Annotated in this window: 16 protein-coding genes; 6 read left to right on the forward strand and 10 right to left on the reverse strand. The window is 53.9% G+C overall.

Annotated elements, in window-relative coordinates; genetic code table 11:
* Nucleotides 1-51: 51 nt before the first annotated feature.
* Together IT893_RS09650 and IT893_RS09655 are read right to left on the reverse strand one after the other, a co-directional pair.
* Entirely contained in the window at nucleotides 52-426 is a 375-nt protein-coding gene (locus tag IT893_RS09650) for a DUF423 domain-containing protein (RefSeq protein WP_197147586.1), read from the reverse strand.
* Nucleotides 427-663: 237 nt separating this feature from the next.
* Nucleotides 664-1,344 (reverse strand): Crp/Fnr family transcriptional regulator, encoded by a 681-nt coding sequence (locus tag IT893_RS09655; RefSeq protein ID WP_008890792.1) that lies wholly within the window; start codon nucleotides 1,342-1,344, stop codon nucleotides 664-666.
* Nucleotides 1,345-1,589: 245 nt separating this feature from the next.
* On the opposite strand from IT893_RS09655, the gene IT893_RS09660 reads away from it, so the two are divergent.
* Nucleotides 1,590-2,426 (forward strand): alpha/beta hydrolase, encoded by an 837-nt coding sequence (locus IT893_RS09660; protein ID WP_064789621.1) that lies wholly within the window; start codon nucleotides 1,590-1,592, stop codon nucleotides 2,424-2,426.
* 118 nt (nucleotides 2,427-2,544) lie between these two features.
* Nucleotides 2,545-4,350 carry a gamma-glutamyltransferase gene (gene ggt, locus IT893_RS09665; RefSeq protein ID WP_336232626.1) on the forward strand — a complete coding sequence of 602 codons (1,806 nt, stop codon included), beginning with the start codon at nucleotides 2,545-2,547 and terminating at the stop codon, nucleotides 4,348-4,350.
* An 81-nt stretch (nucleotides 4,351-4,431) separates the two neighbouring features.
* Here ggt and IT893_RS09670 read toward each other — a convergent pair whose 3' ends face one another.
* Together IT893_RS09670 and IT893_RS09675 are read right to left on the reverse strand one after the other, a co-directional pair.
* Nucleotides 4,432-5,106 (reverse strand): HAD family phosphatase, encoded by a 675-nt coding sequence (locus tag IT893_RS09670; RefSeq protein WP_197147587.1) that lies wholly within the window; start codon nucleotides 5,104-5,106, stop codon nucleotides 4,432-4,434.
* 10 nt (nucleotides 5,107-5,116) lie between these two features.
* The gene (locus tag IT893_RS09675) at nucleotides 5,117-5,470 is read right to left on the reverse strand and encodes an ArsC/Spx/MgsR family protein (protein WP_197147588.1); all 354 of its coding nucleotides are present in this window, start codon (nucleotides 5,468-5,470) and stop codon (nucleotides 5,117-5,119) included.
* A 143-nt stretch (nucleotides 5,471-5,613) separates the two neighbouring features.
* On the opposite strand from IT893_RS09675, the gene dusA reads away from it, so the two are divergent.
* From dusA to IT893_RS09695, 4 genes are read left to right on the forward strand one after another with little or no spacing between them, the layout of a single operon-like run.
* Nucleotides 5,614-6,609: a tRNA dihydrouridine(20/20a) synthase DusA gene (gene dusA / locus IT893_RS09680; protein ID WP_197147589.1), complete on the forward strand. Its 996-nt coding sequence runs from the start codon at nucleotides 5,614-5,616 to the stop codon at nucleotides 6,607-6,609.
* Entirely contained in the window at nucleotides 6,606-8,654 is a 2,049-nt protein-coding gene (mnmC, locus tag IT893_RS09685; protein ID WP_197147590.1) for a bifunctional tRNA (5-methylaminomethyl-2-thiouridine)(34)-methyltransferase MnmD/FAD-dependent 5-carboxymethylaminomethyl-2-thiouridine(34) oxidoreductase MnmC, read from the forward strand. The genes dusA and mnmC overlap by 4 nt, the downstream gene beginning before the upstream one ends.
* A complete protein-coding gene (locus IT893_RS09690) occupies nucleotides 8,651-9,865 on the forward strand; it encodes a 3-phenylpropionate MFS transporter (RefSeq protein ID WP_008890799.1) in 1,215 nt (404 codons plus the stop codon). Before mnmC ends, IT893_RS09690 begins: the two co-directional genes overlap by 4 nt.
* A 58-nt stretch (nucleotides 9,866-9,923) precedes the next feature.
* Nucleotides 9,924-10,781, forward strand: a complete 858-nt coding sequence (locus tag IT893_RS09695) for a class I SAM-dependent methyltransferase (RefSeq protein ID WP_197147591.1) — start codon at nucleotides 9,924-9,926, stop codon at nucleotides 10,779-10,781.
* 3 nt (nucleotides 10,782-10,784) lie between these two features.
* Here IT893_RS09695 and IT893_RS09700 read toward each other — a convergent pair whose 3' ends face one another.
* From IT893_RS09700 to IT893_RS09725, 6 genes are all read right to left on the reverse strand, one after another.
* Nucleotides 10,785-11,102, reverse strand: coding sequence for a GNAT family N-acetyltransferase (locus IT893_RS09700; RefSeq protein WP_252724131.1), 318 nt, complete (start codon nucleotides 11,100-11,102; stop codon nucleotides 10,785-10,787).
* Nucleotides 11,103-11,109: 7 nt separating this feature from the next.
* Nucleotides 11,110-12,279 (reverse strand): ABC transporter permease, encoded by a 1,170-nt coding sequence (locus IT893_RS09705; protein WP_197147593.1) that lies wholly within the window; start codon nucleotides 12,277-12,279, stop codon nucleotides 11,110-11,112.
* Nucleotides 12,276-13,274, reverse strand: a complete 999-nt coding sequence (locus tag IT893_RS09710; RefSeq protein WP_064780909.1) for an ABC transporter permease — start codon at nucleotides 13,272-13,274, stop codon at nucleotides 12,276-12,278. The genes IT893_RS09705 and IT893_RS09710 overlap by 4 nt, the downstream gene beginning before the upstream one ends.
* Nucleotides 13,275-13,350: 76 nt before the next feature.
* Entirely contained in the window at nucleotides 13,351-15,282 is a 1,932-nt protein-coding gene (locus IT893_RS09715) for an ABC transporter substrate-binding protein (RefSeq protein WP_197147594.1), read from the reverse strand.
* Entirely contained in the window at nucleotides 15,279-17,207 is a 1,929-nt protein-coding gene (locus tag IT893_RS09720; protein ID WP_197147595.1) for an ABC transporter ATP-binding protein, read from the reverse strand. Before IT893_RS09720 ends, IT893_RS09715 begins: the two co-directional genes overlap by 4 nt.
* Before the next feature lies 1 nt (nucleotide 17,208).
* The gene (locus tag IT893_RS09725; protein ID WP_252724132.1) at nucleotides 17,209-17,838 is read right to left on the reverse strand and encodes a hypothetical protein; all 630 of its coding nucleotides are present in this window, start codon (nucleotides 17,836-17,838) and stop codon (nucleotides 17,209-17,211) included.
* Nucleotides 17,839-17,843: the final 5 nt, after the last annotated feature.

A 17,843-nucleotide genomic window follows, 5' to 3' on the forward strand; every position in this document is an offset into this window, starting at 1 on the left:
CTTTTTTGTTTGTACTTGCCTGCTTCAGGTTAAATGCCACGTGCTGCGATATCAGCCAAAGCGTCTGTATCCCGCCGCAGCAAGCAACAACCAGCCCCCAATAAAGGCAAAACCGCCAATCGGCGCCACGGCACCAAACGCAGAAACACCGCCAAAGGCAATGGCGTACAAAGACCCGCAGAAGAAAACGATCCCGACAAGCATTGCATAGGCGGCAATGCGCAGGAACTTCTCATCGGGCACATGATGAACCAGACCAGCAATCGCGGCCAGGGCAACAGCATGTACGAGCTGATAATGCGCGCCCTTCTCGACCAGGCCACGTGCATAATCCATTTCGCTTCCAGCCATGCCATGGGCGGCAAACGCCCCCAACGCAACCGCCATCGCACCATTCAGTCCGGCCATAACCACAGAAATACGCATCAGAGGTTCCCTTAAAAAGAAGTGCTGTTGTTTCGTACAGATTAGACATCAACAAATCTGTCCGCCATGCGAAAACGCAAAAAAATGGCCGTACAACAAGTGTACGGCCAGTAACTCTCTTGGGGGAGATGTGCCGGAACATTTAAATGTCCGCCACACCAATACCTTTACCTGTCGATCACCCTCTTCTCTGTGACAGTCATCACATGAAGACAAAAAAAATCATACAAATACGACCTAATGAATTGACTCACTTAGGAATTCTTCAAGTCGGCGCACATCCGGGACGAAAAGACCGGTCTCAACCTTTGTCACCAGTTGGCGACGCCCAAGCGTGCTCATGACGCGTGCAACGGTTTCACGCGATGTGCTGACACGCCCGGCGACCTCGGAATGAACCGGAACGGGTGACAAAAGTGCCGAGCCGTTATCGTCACAAACATTGTTGGCACGGCGCAAAATTTCCGCCACGACCCGTTCGTTGGCGCCAAGTGTGCTAACATCAACAATTCTTCGGGTCGAGTTCCGCACAATTCTGGCCAGTTCGCTAATCACGTTCCAGGCAACTGACGGGTGATTTTTGACGACCTTTTCAAAGTTGGCCGGGCTCAAAATACCGACACTGGTATCGTCAACCGCAATCACACAGGCCGAACGCGGTTGCCCGTCAATGGCAGAAAGTTGGCCGACACAGCCACCTGCCCCGATTTCCTCAAGGGTGATTTCGCGCCCCGAAAGCGAGTAATTAACGATCCGTACCCGCCCGGACAAAATCAGGTAAACGTCCGAACTATCTGATTCCGGTTCGATAATTTGCGTCCCGGCCGCAAACGTCTTTCGGTTGACGTGGCGTTCGACGTCTGCAATCGCGCTCTCATCGAGATCCGCGAAAATGCCGACCACTGATAATTTAACCATATCCCCCAAGCTTCTCACTACGGTGTTGTTAGTGTCCGGAGCACAGACCCCCTGCGTTCCCTCACATCTTTTACTGTCCCGGACGCAATCATAAGCAAACAACTTCAGACTGACAATCATTGCCAAACCAAAGTCGGACTCCCACATGTGATTGGACAAGATTATGCTGCATGTGCGAACATAATCGAGTTCTTTTTAATCAAGGCATATATTTGCATCGATCCCGCATCGCGAGGAGGCAGGCCATGAGTCCCGAATTGGAGATTTTCCGTCGCAGCCCGACCGGCAAACCCAAAAGTAAACATCCATTGGTGTTTGTACATGGCGCCTATACCGGGGCGTGGTGCTGGAACGAACATTTCCTGACCTGGTTTGCAGATCGCGGCTTTGAGACCGTGGCGTTTTCCTTGCGCGGCCATGGCGGAAGTGGCGGCCGCGAACTGCGCAGCCTCGCATCCATTGACGATTACGTCGAAGACCTTGAAGAGGTTGTCGAGACCCTTGGCAAGAAGCCGGTGCTGATTGGTCATTCGATGGGCGGCTATGTCATTCAGAAATATCTCGAACGCCACAGTGCCGAGGCCGCCGTCCTGATGGCCTCAGTTCCGCCGGAAGGCCTGATTGCCAGCAATGCGATGATGGCAATGGCCCAGCCCGATCTGTTTTTCCATATGTTCTGGCTTCAGGCCATTGGCCCCCATACCCTGCTTCGTGAACGTCTGGGGCGGGCGATGCTGTCGCCTGATATCGCCGAAGATGAAGGCATGATCTATTTCGGTCGGCTCGAAACGGAAAGCCAGCGGGCGATTACGGACATGATGGGCGCAAACCCGATCTTCCTGACAAAGGATGAAGCGCCAGCCATGCTGGTCATGGGCGCACGCGACGATGAAATCATCCAGAGCGAGCTGATCCACCACACAGCCAAGCGCTATGGCGCGGATTATGCTCTGATTGACGATATTCACCACGCGATGATGCTCGATCAAAACTGGGAAAAGGTCGCCGAAACCATACTGGAATGGCTGCAGGTCAAGCTCGTCAGCCAACAGCGCAGCAAAGGCAACAAGACAGCAGCCTAGGCAACCTACACTGGATTTTTACTGCACATTTGCACCCGCATCTGCCACGATGCGGGTGTTTTCTTTTGAGCGCCCCGACAAACAAAATACCCCGCCAAACAAAACAAAGGTCTGGAACATGCCCCTTAACGCTCCTGTATCTTTCGAAACAGTCAAACTTCGCCCACAACTTCTGGCAGCCCTTATCGCTGCGGGCTTATGCGCATGCCTTGGCCAAGGTGCTGTTGCCCAACAAACAACAGACGCCGTTGCGCCTGAGGCAAGCACGGCCGGTTCCTCGTCCGAAATGCGCAAGGCCGCCACTGCCAGCAACTGGATGATCAGTGCTGCAAACACGCTGGCAGTTCAGGCAGGTGCTAATATCTTGCGGTCTGGTGGCAACGCCATTGATGCGATGGTCACCATTCAGACCATGCTTGGCCTTGTCGAACCGCAATCGTCCGGGCTTGGGGGCGGCGCATTTTTGGTTTATTTCGATGCAGCGACTGGAAAGCTGACCACGCTTGATGGCCGCGAAACCGCGCCTCTGAACGCAACGCCGACGCTATTCCAGGATGAAAACGGCGAACCGCTTAATTTTTATGATGCGGTTGTTGGCGGCAGGTCGGTTGGTACGCCCGGAACCCCTGCCCTGATGAAAGCTGCACACGAAAAGTGGGGGCAGCTTCCTTGGAAGAGCCTGTTCGATCCGGCAATTGGTATCGCCACAACGGGCTTTGAAGTTTCTCCACGTCTTGCTGCCTTGATCGCTGATGATCAGGAAAAACTTTCACGCGATCCCGAAGCAAAGGGCTATTTCTTTGACAAGGATGGCGAGCCACTTGCGGCCGGTACGGTTCTTCAAAATCCGAAATATGCCAAGACCCTTCAAGATCTGGCAGCCAACGGGACCGTGAATTTCTATCAGGGTCAGATCGCCCAGGACATTGTCGACAAGGTTAAGGGTGCCAGTTGGAACCCCGGCGTCCTGTCACTTGCGGATTTTGCCAACTATCAGGTCAAGGAACGCCCACCCGTCTGTATCGAGTATCGCGATCATGATGTGTGCGGCATGGGACCACCTTCTTCGGGGGCGCTAACGGTCGGACAGATCCTTGGACTGGTTGAACCCTATGATATCGCCGCGATGGGCCCTGAGTCTGCGCAAAGTTGGCGTTTGATCGGTGATGCATCGCGTTTGGCATTTGCAGATCGCGGACGTTACATGGCAGATATTGATTTTGTCCCGATGCCATTGACGGGCTTGCTCGATAAAACCTATCTGGCGGAACGATCCAAACTGCTTGATCGGGATACCGCACTTGAATCCGTCGAACCCGGCATGCCAAGCTTTAGCCACGCCATGAAATTGGCCGACGACGAAGCGATTGAACTGCCAAGCACCAGCCATTTCTCGATCGTCGATATCTATGGCAATGCGGTTTCGATGACGACCACGATTGAAAACGGCTTTGGTTCACGCCTGATGGTGAACGGCTTTATGCTCAATAACGAGCTGACCGATTTCTCGTTCAAGACCCATTCCGATGGCGTCCCTATTGCCAACGCCTTGGCACCGGGCAAACGCCCGCGTTCATCGATGGCGCCCACCATCGTGATGAAAGACGACAAACCGGTAATTGTCACGGGTTCACCGGGTGGATCGCGTATCATTGGGTATGTGGCCCAATCGCTTATCGGGATGATTGATTGGAACATGTCGCCCAAGGACGCCATCGACATGCCCCACCTGGTCAACCGGTTCGGCACCTTTGACCTTGAAGCCGGATCCGATGCCGAAAACTTGGCCCCGGCACTGGAAGGCATGGGCTTTAAGACCGATATCCGCGATCTTAATTCCGGCATTCACGCCATTATGATCACCGAAGACGGCCTGATTGGCGGGGCTGATTCCCGCCGCGAAGGCATTGTGGTTGGTGAATAAAGACATCCTGCGAAAACAAAAGAACGGGCAGCCCCAACACGGCGCTGCCCGTTCTTTTTTGATGGACACTATGAACGCCAGCTAGGCTGCAGACATCCAATCGGCCAACAGCCGATAAAGGTCGCGATGGTCGGTCGCAATATGATGCGCACCGGCATCAAGAAGGTAGTTGGCCGGCGTAATATCGACAAGACCGATGGTCGTCGCACCGGATGCAACACCTGCGCGCACGCCATTCTGGCTGTCATCGACAACAATGCAGTCCTTGATATCGACACCGATTTTCTGTGCGGCCAGCAAAAAGACATCCGGATGCGGCTTAGGGTTTTCGACATCATGTGCCGAGCAAACCCGCCCTTCAAAACGTTCCTTCAAGCCAACCTTGGCCAGCGACACATCCATCTTGGCATGTGGACCGTTGCTGCCAATCGCAATGGGAATGTTGTTTTCTTCCAGCAGATCAAGCACCGGATCAAGATGTGCGAACGGTGTCAGATCGTTGCGAAAGGCCGTAAACGTACGTTCGTAGCATTCAGACAGCCAGTCTTCTGGCAGCGTAATGCCAAACATCTGTTCCATTTTTGGCGGCACCATCGCCAATGTGCCACCAATGAAAAGATCATGGGTCTTCGCCATATCCATGTCGCAGCCATAATCACAAAGCTGCTCTGTCAACACGCGACAGGCAAGTGTTTCAGTATCGACCAAAACACCATCACAATCAAAGATCACACCCCGAACGACCGGCTTTGCCATTTCCGCCCCCTTACAATCCGGCCAGATCAGACCAGCGTTCCTCATCATAGGCGACCGTCCGGGTCGAACCGAAATCAACAACCGGACGTTTGATCACGGTCGGATTGGCGGCAAGCACCGCGGCCGCAGCGGCACCGCCCTGCTCCAATGTTGCCTTGTCGTCGTTACTCAGGTTGCGATAACTCGGCCCACGCTTGTTGATCAAAACCTTACCCCCGACTTCATCAAGCCAGGCTTCAATGGTCTTGGCGTCAATACCGTCAGCACGGAAATCATGGAGCTTGTTTTCAATACCCTTGGCCTCAAACCATTTAAGGGTTTTGCGGACAGTGTCGCAGTTCTTGATGCCGTAAATCGTAACCATATCAAATCCTGTACTTTAATATCTTCGGGATGCTGCCATGCATCGCGCAATCGGTTTTGACCCTAAATCCCGGAACCTATATAAAGACCGCGCTTGGAATACAGCAACCCTCTTCACCCGGCTTTGACAAAAACGGTAGGCAAATGACTGTTAATCGGCGTATTTCCGTCGCCCCGATGATGGATTGGACGGATCGGCATGATCGCTATTTTCTGCGGCAGATCAGTCGTCATACGTTGCTTTATACCGAAATGGTCACCACGGGCGCCATTCTTCACGGCGGCGTAGACCGTCATTTGCGCTATAACGATGCCGAGCACCCTGTTGCGCTTCAGCTTGGTGGCAGCGACCCGGATGATCTGGCGCGCGCCTGCGAAATCGCCAATGACTATGCCTATGATGAAATCAATCTGAATTGCGGTTGCCCGTCTGATCGTGTGCAGAACGGCGCCTTTGGTGCCTGCCTGATGGCAACGCCCGATGTCGTTGCGAAGTGCGTGAAATCGATGATTTCGGCCAGCAACGCCCCGGTGACAGTCAAAAACCGCATCGGCATTGACGATCAGGAAGACTACCCGTCGCTTAAACGCTTTACCGAAACGGTTGCCGAGGCTGGCTGCAAGACTTTCATCGTTCACGCGCGCAAGGCGTGGCTCAAAGGTCTTTCGCCCAAGGAAAACCGAGAAGTTCCGCCGTTAAAGTACGAATTGGTCTATCAGCTTAAACAGGAATTCCCGGAGCTTGAAATCCTGATCAACGGTGGCATCAAGACGCTTGATGAAACCGCCGAGCATCTGAAACATGTCGATGGTGTCATGATCGGGCGTGAAGCCTATCAGAACCCTTATGTTCTGGCCGATGTCGACCGGCGTTTTTATGGCGATGATGCCAAGCCCCTGACCCGCCATCAGGTGGTTGAGGCAATGCTGCCCTATATCGAAGAACACCTGAAAGAAGCAAACGGCACCATTGGCCATGTCACCCGCCATATGCTGGGCCTGTTCCAGCAAATGCGCGGTGCAAAACAATGGCGCCGTTATCTGAGCGAAAATGCCCATCGCAAAGGGGCTGGTACGGAAGTCGTACGCGAAGCCCTGGCCCTTGTCCCCGAAAAGGATGACGAGGTCCTGTCTGCATGACGGCAAACGATGTCACCATGCCAGCGGAGGGTGATGAACCAAGACCTGCTGGCGAAATAACCTGGCAGGATGGCAATGTGCCGTTCTCTCCGCATTTTGGTGATATCTATTTCAATCCCAAGGATGGGCTTGCTGAAACGCGCTATGTGTTTCTTGAGGGTAACAACCTTCCATCTGCCTGGCAGAACCGCGAAAGCTTTGCTATTGGCGAAACCGGCTTTGGCACCGGACTGAACTTTCTGGCCGCGTGGCAAAGCTGGAACAGTGATCTCAAACGATCCAGACGCCTGCATTTCGTTTCCGTTGAAAAATACCCGCTGTCGCGCGATGACATGATCCGCGCACACCAGAGCTGGCCAGAATTATCGCAATATTCCAAACAGCTTGCCGAAATCTGGCCGCATGAAACCATGTTGCCCGGTGTACACCGCTTTTCCCTTGCCCATGGCAATGTCAGTCTGACGCTTTTGATCGGCGATGCGATTGAATGCTGGTCTGACTATGACGGGAATATTGATTGCTGGTTTCTTGATGGCTTTGCCCCGTCGCGCAATCCCGATATGTGGCATCCTCACTTGTTTGCTGCCCTTGCCGGCGCGTCCAACCCGCGTGGTGCAAGCCTTGCGACTTTTACTGCCGCACGCATTGCACGTGACGGGCTGGAAAGTGCGGGATTTGAAATCAGCAAGCGCAAAGGGTTTGGCTATAAACGCGACATGATCACGGCAACGCTTCCGGCACCGAACGTTGACAACGACAATACGCTGGGCCTTTTCGAAATCGCCGATGATCCTTGGTTTAACCTTCCCCGTCCCAAGAAAACCAAATCTGTCGCCGTCATCGGTGGGGGTCTTGCCGGTGCGGCCTGCGCGGATGCCTTAAACGCACGTGGCCTTGCCGTAACCCTTTTTGAAAAGGCCGATCAACTGGCCAGCGCGGCATCAGGCAACCCGATTGGCATGTTGGAGCCCTATCTGACCGTTGATGATGCCATCATGGGCCGGTTTTATGAGGCTGGTTATCGTTTCAGCCATCGCAAGATCAAAAAACTTTCCAATCAGGGGTTGGTCGAGGCCGATTTCTGCGGTGTGATTGATCTTGCCACCAGTGCACGCAAACGTGAAAGGCTTGATGGCCTGATCGCGCGCCTTGGCGACAAACCCGACCTTGTCGAGGCGCTTGACGGTGATCAGGCCTCAGAACGATTTGGCCTGCCCTTGCCCTATGGCGGTGTTTTTTATCCATCCGCCGGCTGGGTTAATCCGCCGTCGGTGGTACGGGCTTTTTCTGATGGTATAGATATTCGGCTTTCAACAACCATCACGGCCATTAGCGATGCTGAACAAGGCAAAGTCCTGACCGATGAAAACGGGGCTTCCTATGGGCCGTTTGATGCCGTTATCATCGCTGGCGCGCTTGAAATGCAGATGATGGGTCAGACAAGCTGGCTTAGAGATCACCTGAACCCTGTTCGTGGTCAGATCAGCTTTTTGCCAGAAGAAATCTTGGCAAACCTTGGGAATGGTTCCGTCATTAAGTGCGTTCTGAGCCACAAGGGCTACATCACACCAGCGCGCGATGGCCTGCATGTATTTGGGGCCACTTTTGGACGCGACGATGCGCAGACGGACCTACGCGAAGATGACCACGCATTTAACATTTCCCAGCTTGGCAAAGTCCTGCCCGATGTTGCGGAAAAGCTCTCGCCTGACATGCTTCAAGGCCGGGCATCCTTGCGCACGACAACCGCGGATCACCTGCCCCTGATCGGTCCTGCGCCGGATTTTGACGCCTATCTTGCGTCATATGGCGACATCGACAAGGGCAAAAAAGGCGCGCGATATATCGATGCGCCCTACCACAAAGACGTGTATATCTGTACCGGTTTCGGGGCCCGCGGACTGATCGGCGCCCCGCTTGCCGCCGAGATTCTTGCCAGTGAGATTTGCGATATGCCCCTGCCTCTGGAAAAAGTGCTGATGCATGCCATTCATCCGGCGCGTTTCATCATTCGCGGCCTCAAGCGTCGGCAACTCACCGCATGAACACGCCAAACGCCACACCATCATCGAAACCATCACCAGCCACCGACCCGGACCGGATGAAAACGGCGGCAACGCTGGCGTTGTTCTTTTCCGGACTGTTTCTGATTCAGGGTGTTTTTCTGCCTTATTGGCCGGTCTGGCTAAAATCCCAGGGATTATCGGCAGCCGAAATCGGGATCTTGTTATCACTGCCGAACTGGGTGCGTGTCTTTGCCGATCCGTTGATTGCCCAACGCGCTGATCGCACCGGCAATCGCAAGACCCCGATGATGTGGCTTGCCGGGATCTATGTTTTATCCATTCTGGCCTTCCCCATCTCGAGCGATTTCTGGTGGCTTGCCGCCCTTTCCGTCGTGATCGGCTTTACCTTCTCGCCGCTGCTGCCGCTTGGCACGACCATTACGGTGCATGAATGTAAGGCGCGTGAACTTGATTATGGTCGGGTGCGGCTGTGGGGATCGCTTGCCTTCATTCTGGCATCCTATGGGGCGGGCTGGGTTCTGGATGGAACATCAACAGAATGGATCGTCTGGATGCTGTTCGTTGCGGGGATCGTGAATTTTGCGATTACCACCCGCATGCCTGACCCGCAGACAGATCGTCCGCTCAGATCCGGTTCTTCGCTGATGTATCTGCTGCGCAAACCGGTTTTCCTGATTTATCTTGCCTGCATCGGATTTGCCCAGGGTGCTCATGGCACCTATTACGCCTTTGCCTCTGTCCATTGGGAATCAGCCGGTTACTCGCATGAAATGATTGGCGTTTTCTGGTCAATTGGTGTGATTGCCGAGATCGTTCTGTTTGCTGTCGCCGGGCGGTTTGTCCGTGGTCGCCATCCCGGTATCTTGTTTGCGATTGGTGCGGGATCAGGAATTTTACGCTGGATTGTACTGGGCACAACCGACAATCTATGGTTGATTATCTTGGTTCAACCCCTTCATGCTATGACATTCGGGATCACGCATTTGGCCGCTGTCAGTTTTATCGCCCGCGCCATACCCCAACAACTTGCCACCTCGGCACAAAGCCTGATGGCAACACTGTCCATGGGCGTTTTCCTTGGTAGCAGCATCTGGATTTCCGGCCCGCTGTATGAACAGTTCGGATCGCAGGTCTATTACCTGATGGCGGTATTTTCGGCGATTTCGATGGGATTTGCGATTGTGCTGACACGAGCCTGGCGCGGAGAGGATCAGACTTTTTGCAACTGATTAACCTTACCGGCACCGATAGAAACACAATAATTTTGAACTCAAAGGGGCCTTTGATATGACCTCGATGCCGTTCTCTCTCAGAATGCGCCGCTTGAAACTTGGTTTGAAAACACTGATTGGCGCTGAGCCCGCAGGCTATTTCATCCCTTACCGCTATGCCAGCGAGACGGCAAAGGCCGTCGGTCGCCCCAGCTACCCGGCAATCGAAACCATGATGGATACGGCAGCCCCCACCATGAAGGCTTGGCTGACCAAGGCCGCCAATTATCACGAAGCTTTTGCCAGCTTCGGCAATGCCACCCCGCCGGAGCCACGCTGGCAACAAAGCTGGTTTCCGCGCCTTGATGGGATGATGGCCTATGTCTTCACCCGCGAATTTCGCCCGGACCGGATCATTGAAATCGGATCGGGCCATTCGACACGGTTTTATTACCGGGCGATCAAGGACGGCGAACTCGATACGGCATTTCACGCGATTGATCCGGCGCCACGCGCTGATATCGCGAAGCTTCCGATCACAGTCGAACGCACCATCGTGCAAAAGGCCGACCCATCGGTTTTCAAAACCCTGACCGGTGCGGATTTCCTGTCGATCGACTCAAGCCACATCCTGATGCCCGGTACCGATGTTGATCTGCTGTTTTCATCGGTCATTCCGACCCTGCCAAGTGGGGCGATCATTCATATCCACGACATCACCCTGCCCGATGACTATCCGGAAATCTGGCAATGGCGCGGATATAACGAGCAACAAGGGGTCGCAGCGCTTCTGGCTGGCGGCGGGTTTGAAATCATGTGGTCAAGCGCATATGCGAAGACCCGCATGCGCGATGAGGTCGACCAATCCATAGCCAACGGCATTCACCTTCCCGAAGGCGCGCATGAGACCAGTCTGTGGCTGCGCAAAAAGTAATCCTTACTTTGGGTGTGCATGCCTGAAAACAAGGTCATTCGGATCAGGCCGCTGCGCGGTCTGGTCCAAAACGGCACCAATGCGTTCCGCCAGAGTAATAGAACGATCATTTTCCGGTGCGATGTAACTGACAAGCGTTGGCAAGCCGCGCGCGTTAAACGCCCAATCACGCAAGGCCGTTGCTGCCTCAGTGTCATATGGGCCGCCCATGTGTGCTGAGCGCTTTGACGCAAGCATGGACGCGTAATCCGGCCAGTCGCCAAACGACATCCTGCGCAGTATCAGGCGTTCGGTCTCAATCCTAGGGGCCTTAGACGACATAATCCGCTCAGTTCTTGTAGGGGTCGGCTGCATCCCGCAGCCCGTCGCCAAGGAAATTGAACGCAAGAACCACAATCACCACCGGCACCACCGGCAACATCAGCCAAGGATAAACCGCGACCGCATTGATGTTTTGCGCTTCATTGAGCAACACCCCCCAACTGGTCACCGGCGCGCGCAGGCCAAGCCCAAGGAAGCTCAGCGCGGTTTCACCAAGGATCATGTTGGGGATCGATAGCGTCACCGATGCGATCAGGTGGCTGGCAAAGTTCGGCAGCAAGTGACGCGCAATAATCCGCTTTGGCTTCGCCCCCATCAGGCGTGCCGCCAGTGCATAGTCCTCTTCACGAAGCGCCAGAAGTTTCGATCTCACTGCGCGGGCAAGCCCCGTCCAGTCGATCAGACCAAGGATAATCGTGATCCCGAAATAGATTAAAATCGGGCTCCAGGTCACGGGCAATGCGGCTGAAAGCGCCATCCAAAGCGGAATTTCCGGCAACGAACGGATGACTTCAATCGCACGCTGGGCTGTTGAATCCACCCAGCCACCGTAATACCCGGCCGCCCCACCGATCAGGATACCGAGAAGGAAACTGACGGAAATGCCCACCAGACCAATGGTCAGCGAAACCCGCGCGCCATAGATCATCCGTGACAACATGTCCCGACCAAGTCTGTCGGTGCCGAACATGAACAGCGTACCGTCTTCAGACGGGCAGACGAAATGGAAGTCCATATCGATCATGCCCCAGAATTCATACTCATCCCCCGAACAGAAAAAGCGCAATGGCTCTATCCGATCCGTATTGACCGTGTAAGTCGGTTTGAGTGTTTCCATATTGACCGAGAAATCGGTGCCATATGTAAAAGGCCCGACAAATTCGCCCTCATGGAACAGATGAATACCCTGTGGCGGGTGATGGATATATTCCGAATTGCGGGTTTCCTGCGCATAGGGTGCAATGAACTCGACGATAAAGACCGACGCGTACATGATCGCCAGAACAATCAGTGAAAAATACGCCAGCCTGTGCCGTTTCAAACGCCACCACATCAATTGCCACTGGGAGGCCAGGAAATACTTTTCCTGCTCGGGCGTCAGTTCCTCGCGATCCCAGGGATCAAACGGTGCTGAATCAACAAAATGTTCGTTACGCTTTTCGGTTTCCTTGCTCAATTGCCGACCCCTCCCTGCAGACGAATGCGCGGGTCAAGCCAGGCAAGCAACACATCGGAAACAAACATGCCGACAACCGTCAAAAGGGCCAAAAACATCAGGAATGAACCAGCCAGATACATATCCTGACTTTGCAATGCCGTAAGCAACATCGGCCCCGTGGTCGGCAATGACATCACCACCGACACCAGAACCGAGCCCGACACCACTTGCGGCAGGATATTACCGATATCGGCGATAAACGGGTTAAGCGCCATGCGCAAAGGATACTTGAACAGTACCTTGGTCGGTGACAGACCCTTGGCATGGGCTGTAACCACATATTGCTTGCCCAGTTCATCAAGCAGGTTGGCGCGAAGACGGCGGATCATGGCGGCTGTCCCGGACGTCCCGATCACCACGACCGGTGCCCAAAGATGTTCAACGACCGACATCATCTTGGCCAAGGACCAGCCTTGATTGATGTATTCCGGGTCCATCAGACCACCGATTGATGTTCCGAAAACGACATTTGCGTAATAAAGCAGGATCAGGGCAAACAGGAAGTTCGGCATGGCAAGCCCAAGGAAGCCCAGCAACGTGAACCCATAGTCGCCCCAGCTATATTGACGGGTTGCCGAATAGATCCCGATGGGGAAGCTGACGATGTAGATGAAGATGATCGTGCTGAAATTCAGTACCAGCGACAGCCAAAGCCGATCACCGACCACATCGGACACCGGCAGGTTATATTCAAATGAAAAACCGAGATCGCCTTGCAAAAGCCCCCAGGCCCATTCGGCATACTGAATATAGATCGGCTGATCCAGCCCATATTGCCGTTTGAGAAACTCGATCTTGGCCGGGTCAACCGCCTCGCCCTGGGCTTGAAGCTCGTTGAGATACGTGGTCAGAAAGTCGCCGGGCGGCAGCTGAATGATGACAAACACCAGCACGCTGATCATAAACAGAGTGGGTATCATCACGAAAAGCCGTCTTGCCAGATAAGTCAGCATCGGCGCTGTTGCTCCCCCGAGGTTGTTTCACGCCATTCCCTCAACGACGTAAAACAACACGTTTTTAGTTAAAAGATTACCGATCCCACCAGAAGGTATCAGGCCGATAAATCCCAAAGAACGCACCCGGCTCCCAGCTATGGATGCCTTTTTCGGGTACGTTGCGCATGTCCTTGTCGATGACGACCGGTTGCGGCACGTTGCCGATCAAACCGATTGAGAACATGTTTTCCGAATTGATATCGAGAATGGCTTGCCATGCTTGTTTCTGGCCCGCTTCATTGCTGGTTTGCCACTTGCGATACTGTTCCATCAGTTCCCTGGCGGCTGGCATATCGGGTGCTTCACCCGCCTCGCCGTCCGTTTGATAATACTGCCCCCATTTCGGCCATTGCAGGCTGTCTTGCAGGACAGGAACAAATTCGTCAGGGGCAGTGTTGGGCGTCGCCAAGCCGTTATCAATACCGTTGAAAATCGACATGATCGTCTCGCCGGTATAGGCACGGTTGCGCATCACTTCGCGCTGCAACCCCTTGACGAACAGCTTGATGCCAACCTGACGCCAACTGTCGCCAACCAGTTCAAGCATGTCGTCATGTTCGGGGTTTTCCCCAGACGTCTCGACAATGATTTCCATCGGACGTCCATCTGGCAAAAGACGGATACCTTCGCCATTGCGTTCATCCAGCCCCATTGCATCAAGCAGTTGGTTTGCGGCCTTGACGTCGAAATCGGTATAACTTTCGCGATATTCCGGTTTGAACAACGGGCTTTTTGGCAAGATGGTATTGTTGGTTGGTTGCGCCAGACCAAAGAACATGACCCGGTTAATTTCGGTGCGGTTGATCGCCAATGACAGCGCACGACGGAAACGGACATCGCGCAGAACTTCGCGCCAGACCGGATCGCTGCAGGTCAGGTTGGGATACAATGCCGCGTAAGCCCCGGCCCCGACATCCCAAAGACGCACATCATAGTTCTGGTTGGCTTCGGATTGCTTCAGGAACGTGTAGTCCTTAAGCGACAGAATTCTGCTTTGCAGATCGACCTCGCCCGCGCCCACTTTGGCCGGAACCAGCTTTGCGTTCGAGATATTGAAGATCATCCGGTCGATGTAAGGAAGCTGGTTACCTTCCGGATCGACGCGGTGATAATACGGGTTGCGCACGAAGACGAAGCGATCAGACGGCTCCTCTGTCGTGATCAGCCATGGCTCCAGCGATGGGCGATGAATGTTGGAAAGCTTGTAGGGACGATCAATGTCCGTATGCAACACAGCCCAGCTACGCAGACCGCGTTCTTCAACCATCGCTTGAAGTTCGTCCGCATCACGATAATTCTCGTGGAACTGTTTCAGGTAGTGCGCCGGACGATAAATAAATGGCGGGCGGGTTGCTGCCAGTTCGGTCAGGAAAAACGGGTTTGGCTGTGACCAGCTGTAGCGAACGGTATATTCGTCAAGAATTTCAAAGGTTGCCGGTTCATTCCCGACAAACAGGAAACGCGGCGGTCCGACCGGAAACAGTTCATCATTATTGACGATATCTTCCCAGTAATAGCGAAAATCCTCGGCCGTGAACGGCTCGCCATCCGACCATTTGTGACCTTTGCGGATATGCAACGTGAAGACATTGCCTTCTTCGTTCACATCAAGCGCTTCAAGGATGTCTGGACGCAGGTTCAGATCCTGATCATAGCCGATCAAGCGGGCATAGCCATAGACAACCGCCATACGGATATCTTTGGACCGCCCCATGATGGTGACAAACTCCCCACCATACTTACCGATTTCCTTACCCTCACCCGCAAACTCAATCACATGCGGATGTTCTGGCAGGCGGTCGTTCATCGCAGGCAAAGACCCGCTTGCGACCGCATCCTCGAAATAAGGGACTTCTGCATGCGCCGGTGCGACCAAGACACTTGCCGCCAGAAAACCTGTCGTCATCACAAGGCCGGAAAAGGCACGATGAATTCTAGACATCGACGGGTTTAAAACACTGATCATATAGCGATCTCCGTAAAATCGGCACGTTCGGCACGAACAAAGTGATCTTCTGCGACCTGCATCATCTTGGGCTCGCTGGTCTGGTTGATCGTGAACGGGGCTGGCCACCGGGATGGATCAGATGCCTTGCCATCCATTATCTTGTCGAAATCAAGCAGGTGATCCAGATCGGCAAACGGCACGGCATGCAGCAAAGCCTGCGTGTAGGGATGCATCGGGTTTTTAAACAACACTTCACGTGGTGCGGATTCAACAATCCGCCCTGCACACATCACGGCAATCCTGTCTGCAACGTAATCCACGACCGCAAGATTGTGCGAAATGAACAGATAGGTCAAATTAAGATCGCGCTGCAAATCTTTTAAAAGATTAAGTATTTGCGCCTGAACCGACACATCAAGTGCCGATGTCGGCTCATCGAAAATCAACAAATCCGGCTTTAGGCTAAGCGCACGTGCAATCCCGATACGCTGGCGCTGCCCGCCCGAAAAACTATGCGGATAACGGTTCAGAAAGCGCGGATCAAGACCAACCAGGTCCATCAGTTCCAGCACCATTTTCTGTCGATAGTTACTATCCCCGACACCGTGAATAAGCATAGGCTCGGTAATGATATCCTGAACCGTCATTCGCGGATTAAGCGATCCGAACGGGTCCTGAAAAACAAATTGTATCCGCTTTCGGTAGGGATTGAGCTGATCTTCATCAAGCCCTGTCAATTCAGTCATCTGTCCGCTTTCACCGCGAAACAGAATGGAACCTTCATCCGGGCTCATCGCGCGCATGATCAGTTTGGAAAGCGTTGTTTTACCACAACCACTTTCACCCACAAGACCAACGCATTCGCCGCGATTAACCGTCAGCGAGACGTCGGACACTGCGGGTATAAGGCGCTCTTCGGATTTGATCCAGTTACCCTTGCGCGTGGTAAAACTTTTGCTGAGATGGCGAACTGCCAGAACCGGCTCGCTGGCCATGGTCGGGTGCAGGGCCAAAGTTGCCGGAACATCCGATGTATTTTGTTGTGTATCGCCATCACCTGCACGGGCAAGTAGACTGCCGGTTTTCGGCTTGATCTCGCGCAGCGGGCGCAATCTTTCGTCAGGTCCCATATCAAAGTGCGGAACCGCCGCCAGCAATGATCGTGTATAGGTATGGCCGGGATTGATGAACACATCGTCGGTTTTGCCAGCCTCGACCACCCGCCCGTCATAAATCACCACCATCCGGTCTGCCATGTTGGCAACCACACCAAGATCATGGGTGATCAACAGAACCGACATCTGCAGTTCCGCCTGCACTTCCTTGATCAGACGCAGAATTTGCGCCTGAATGGTTACATCAAGCGCGGTTGTCGGTTCATCCGCAATCAGCAAGGCCGGACGACAAACCAGTGCCATCGCAATCATCGCGCGCTGGCGCAGGCCACCGGAAAGTTCGAATGGATAAGTTTTCAGTGAACGCTTGGGCTGCGGAAAGCCGACCAGTGTCAGCATTTCAACGGCAAGCTCACGCGCCTCGGCCGATCCGACCTTGCGATGAAGTTTCACGGCTTCACATATCTGATCGCCGATTGTGTGGAGCGGCGACAGGGAACTCATCGGTTCCTGAAAAATCATCGAAATCCGGCCACCGCGAATGGCGCGCATGTCAGAGCCAGACCGATCCAGCATGGCGATATCCACCCGGGTTCCGGGCTTTTTCGGATCGGCAAAGATGATAGACCCTTTGGTGACTTGGGCCACCTTTGGCAACAAGCCCATGATCGCCTGCGAAATGGTGCTTTTGCCCGATCCGGACTCACCAACCAGTGCCACGGTTTCCTGCGCACCGATGCGAAAGCTTACATTTTCGACAGCCTTGACACGCATGTGCGGCAGTACGAATTCAACTTTCAGATCCTTGATGCGCAGAATATCGGTCATTCTAGTTGGTACCACCGTGTTTGCGTTCGGATGCCGCGGCCTTAACCAGTGTTTCGGCCTCATCCATGCGCATCAAGTTTGTTCTTGTGACGTCATCGACAAGCAGCTGGTTATCTTTCGCCCAATCACGAGAAATTTCAAGGAGATCGTCAAAACCATCCAGTGTTGATTCTGCGACAATTTTCGCATCCCCTGCCTGCAGGGTCAGCTCGAACCATCCCTTGTTGCCATCGCGCTTGGTACTAAAGTAACGCAAACGGAACTTTGAAAGTTCCGGCCAGGCAAAAGCCGTTCCACCGCGCAGACTTGAAAGCCGAATGCCGTATTCCGATACATAAATCTTTGACTGGAAGCGGATAACCGTGCGGGCAAAATAGAAAACGAACAGCAAAGCAAGCCCGGCCGACGTCCATTGAATGATTGCGAGCATCTCGGGAATCAGCGCGATAACCCCGCAAATCAGCAGCCCGACAATTGATTTCGCCAGATCAGGGGCCATCAATTTGGATGGATAGCCCATCGTCTGGACTTCGCTGTCACCAACACCTGCCGGCTTTACCGGGTCCACAGTGCTTGGCACGGTGCTTGGCACACTGGGGGCCTCGGGGGCCGGTGCCTGTTCAGGTTCCACGTGTT

Source organism: Thalassospira sp. A40-3, assembly GCF_015871485.1.
Taxonomy (GTDB): Bacteria; Pseudomonadota; Alphaproteobacteria; order Rhodospirillales; family Thalassospiraceae; genus Thalassospira; species Thalassospira tepidiphila.

Excerpts from the sequence above, each read along its gene's own strand:
- IT893_RS09650 (WP_197147586.1), bottom strand. The coding sequence starts at position 426 with ATGCGTATTTCTGTGGTTATGGCCGGACTGAATGGTGCGATGGCGGTT.
- IT893_RS09655 (WP_008890792.1), bottom strand. The coding sequence starts at position 1,344 with ATGGTTAAATTATCAGTGGTCGGCATTTTCGCGGATCTCGATGAGAGC.
- IT893_RS09660 (WP_064789621.1), top strand. The coding sequence starts at position 1,590 with ATGAGTCCCGAATTGGAGATTTTCCGTCGCAGCCCGACCGGCAAACCC.
- ggt (WP_336232626.1), top strand. The coding sequence starts at position 2,545 with ATGCCCCTTAACGCTCCTGTATCTTTCGAAACAGTCAAACTTCGCCCA.
- IT893_RS09670 (WP_197147587.1), bottom strand. The coding sequence starts at position 5,106 with ATGGCAAAGCCGGTCGTTCGGGGTGTGATCTTTGATTGTGATGGTGTT.
- IT893_RS09675 (WP_197147588.1), bottom strand. The coding sequence starts at position 5,470 with ATGGTTACGATTTACGGCATCAAGAACTGCGACACTGTCCGCAAAACC.
- dusA (WP_197147589.1), top strand. The coding sequence starts at position 5,614 with ATGACTGTTAATCGGCGTATTTCCGTCGCCCCGATGATGGATTGGACG.
- mnmC (WP_197147590.1), top strand. The coding sequence starts at position 6,606 with ATGACGGCAAACGATGTCACCATGCCAGCGGAGGGTGATGAACCAAGA.
- IT893_RS09690 (WP_008890799.1), top strand. The coding sequence starts at position 8,651 with ATGAACACGCCAAACGCCACACCATCATCGAAACCATCACCAGCCACC.
- IT893_RS09695 (WP_197147591.1), top strand. The coding sequence starts at position 9,924 with ATGACCTCGATGCCGTTCTCTCTCAGAATGCGCCGCTTGAAACTTGGT.
- IT893_RS09700 (WP_252724131.1), bottom strand. The coding sequence starts at position 11,102 with ATGTCGTCTAAGGCCCCTAGGATTGAGACCGAACGCCTGATACTGCGC.
- IT893_RS09710 (WP_064780909.1), bottom strand. The coding sequence starts at position 13,274 with ATGCTGACTTATCTGGCAAGACGGCTTTTCGTGATGATACCCACTCTG.
- IT893_RS09715 (WP_197147594.1), bottom strand. The coding sequence starts at position 15,282 with ATGATCAGTGTTTTAAACCCGTCGATGTCTAGAATTCATCGTGCCTTT.
- IT893_RS09720 (WP_197147595.1), bottom strand. The coding sequence starts at position 17,207 with ATGACCGATATTCTGCGCATCAAGGATCTGAAAGTTGAATTCGTACTG.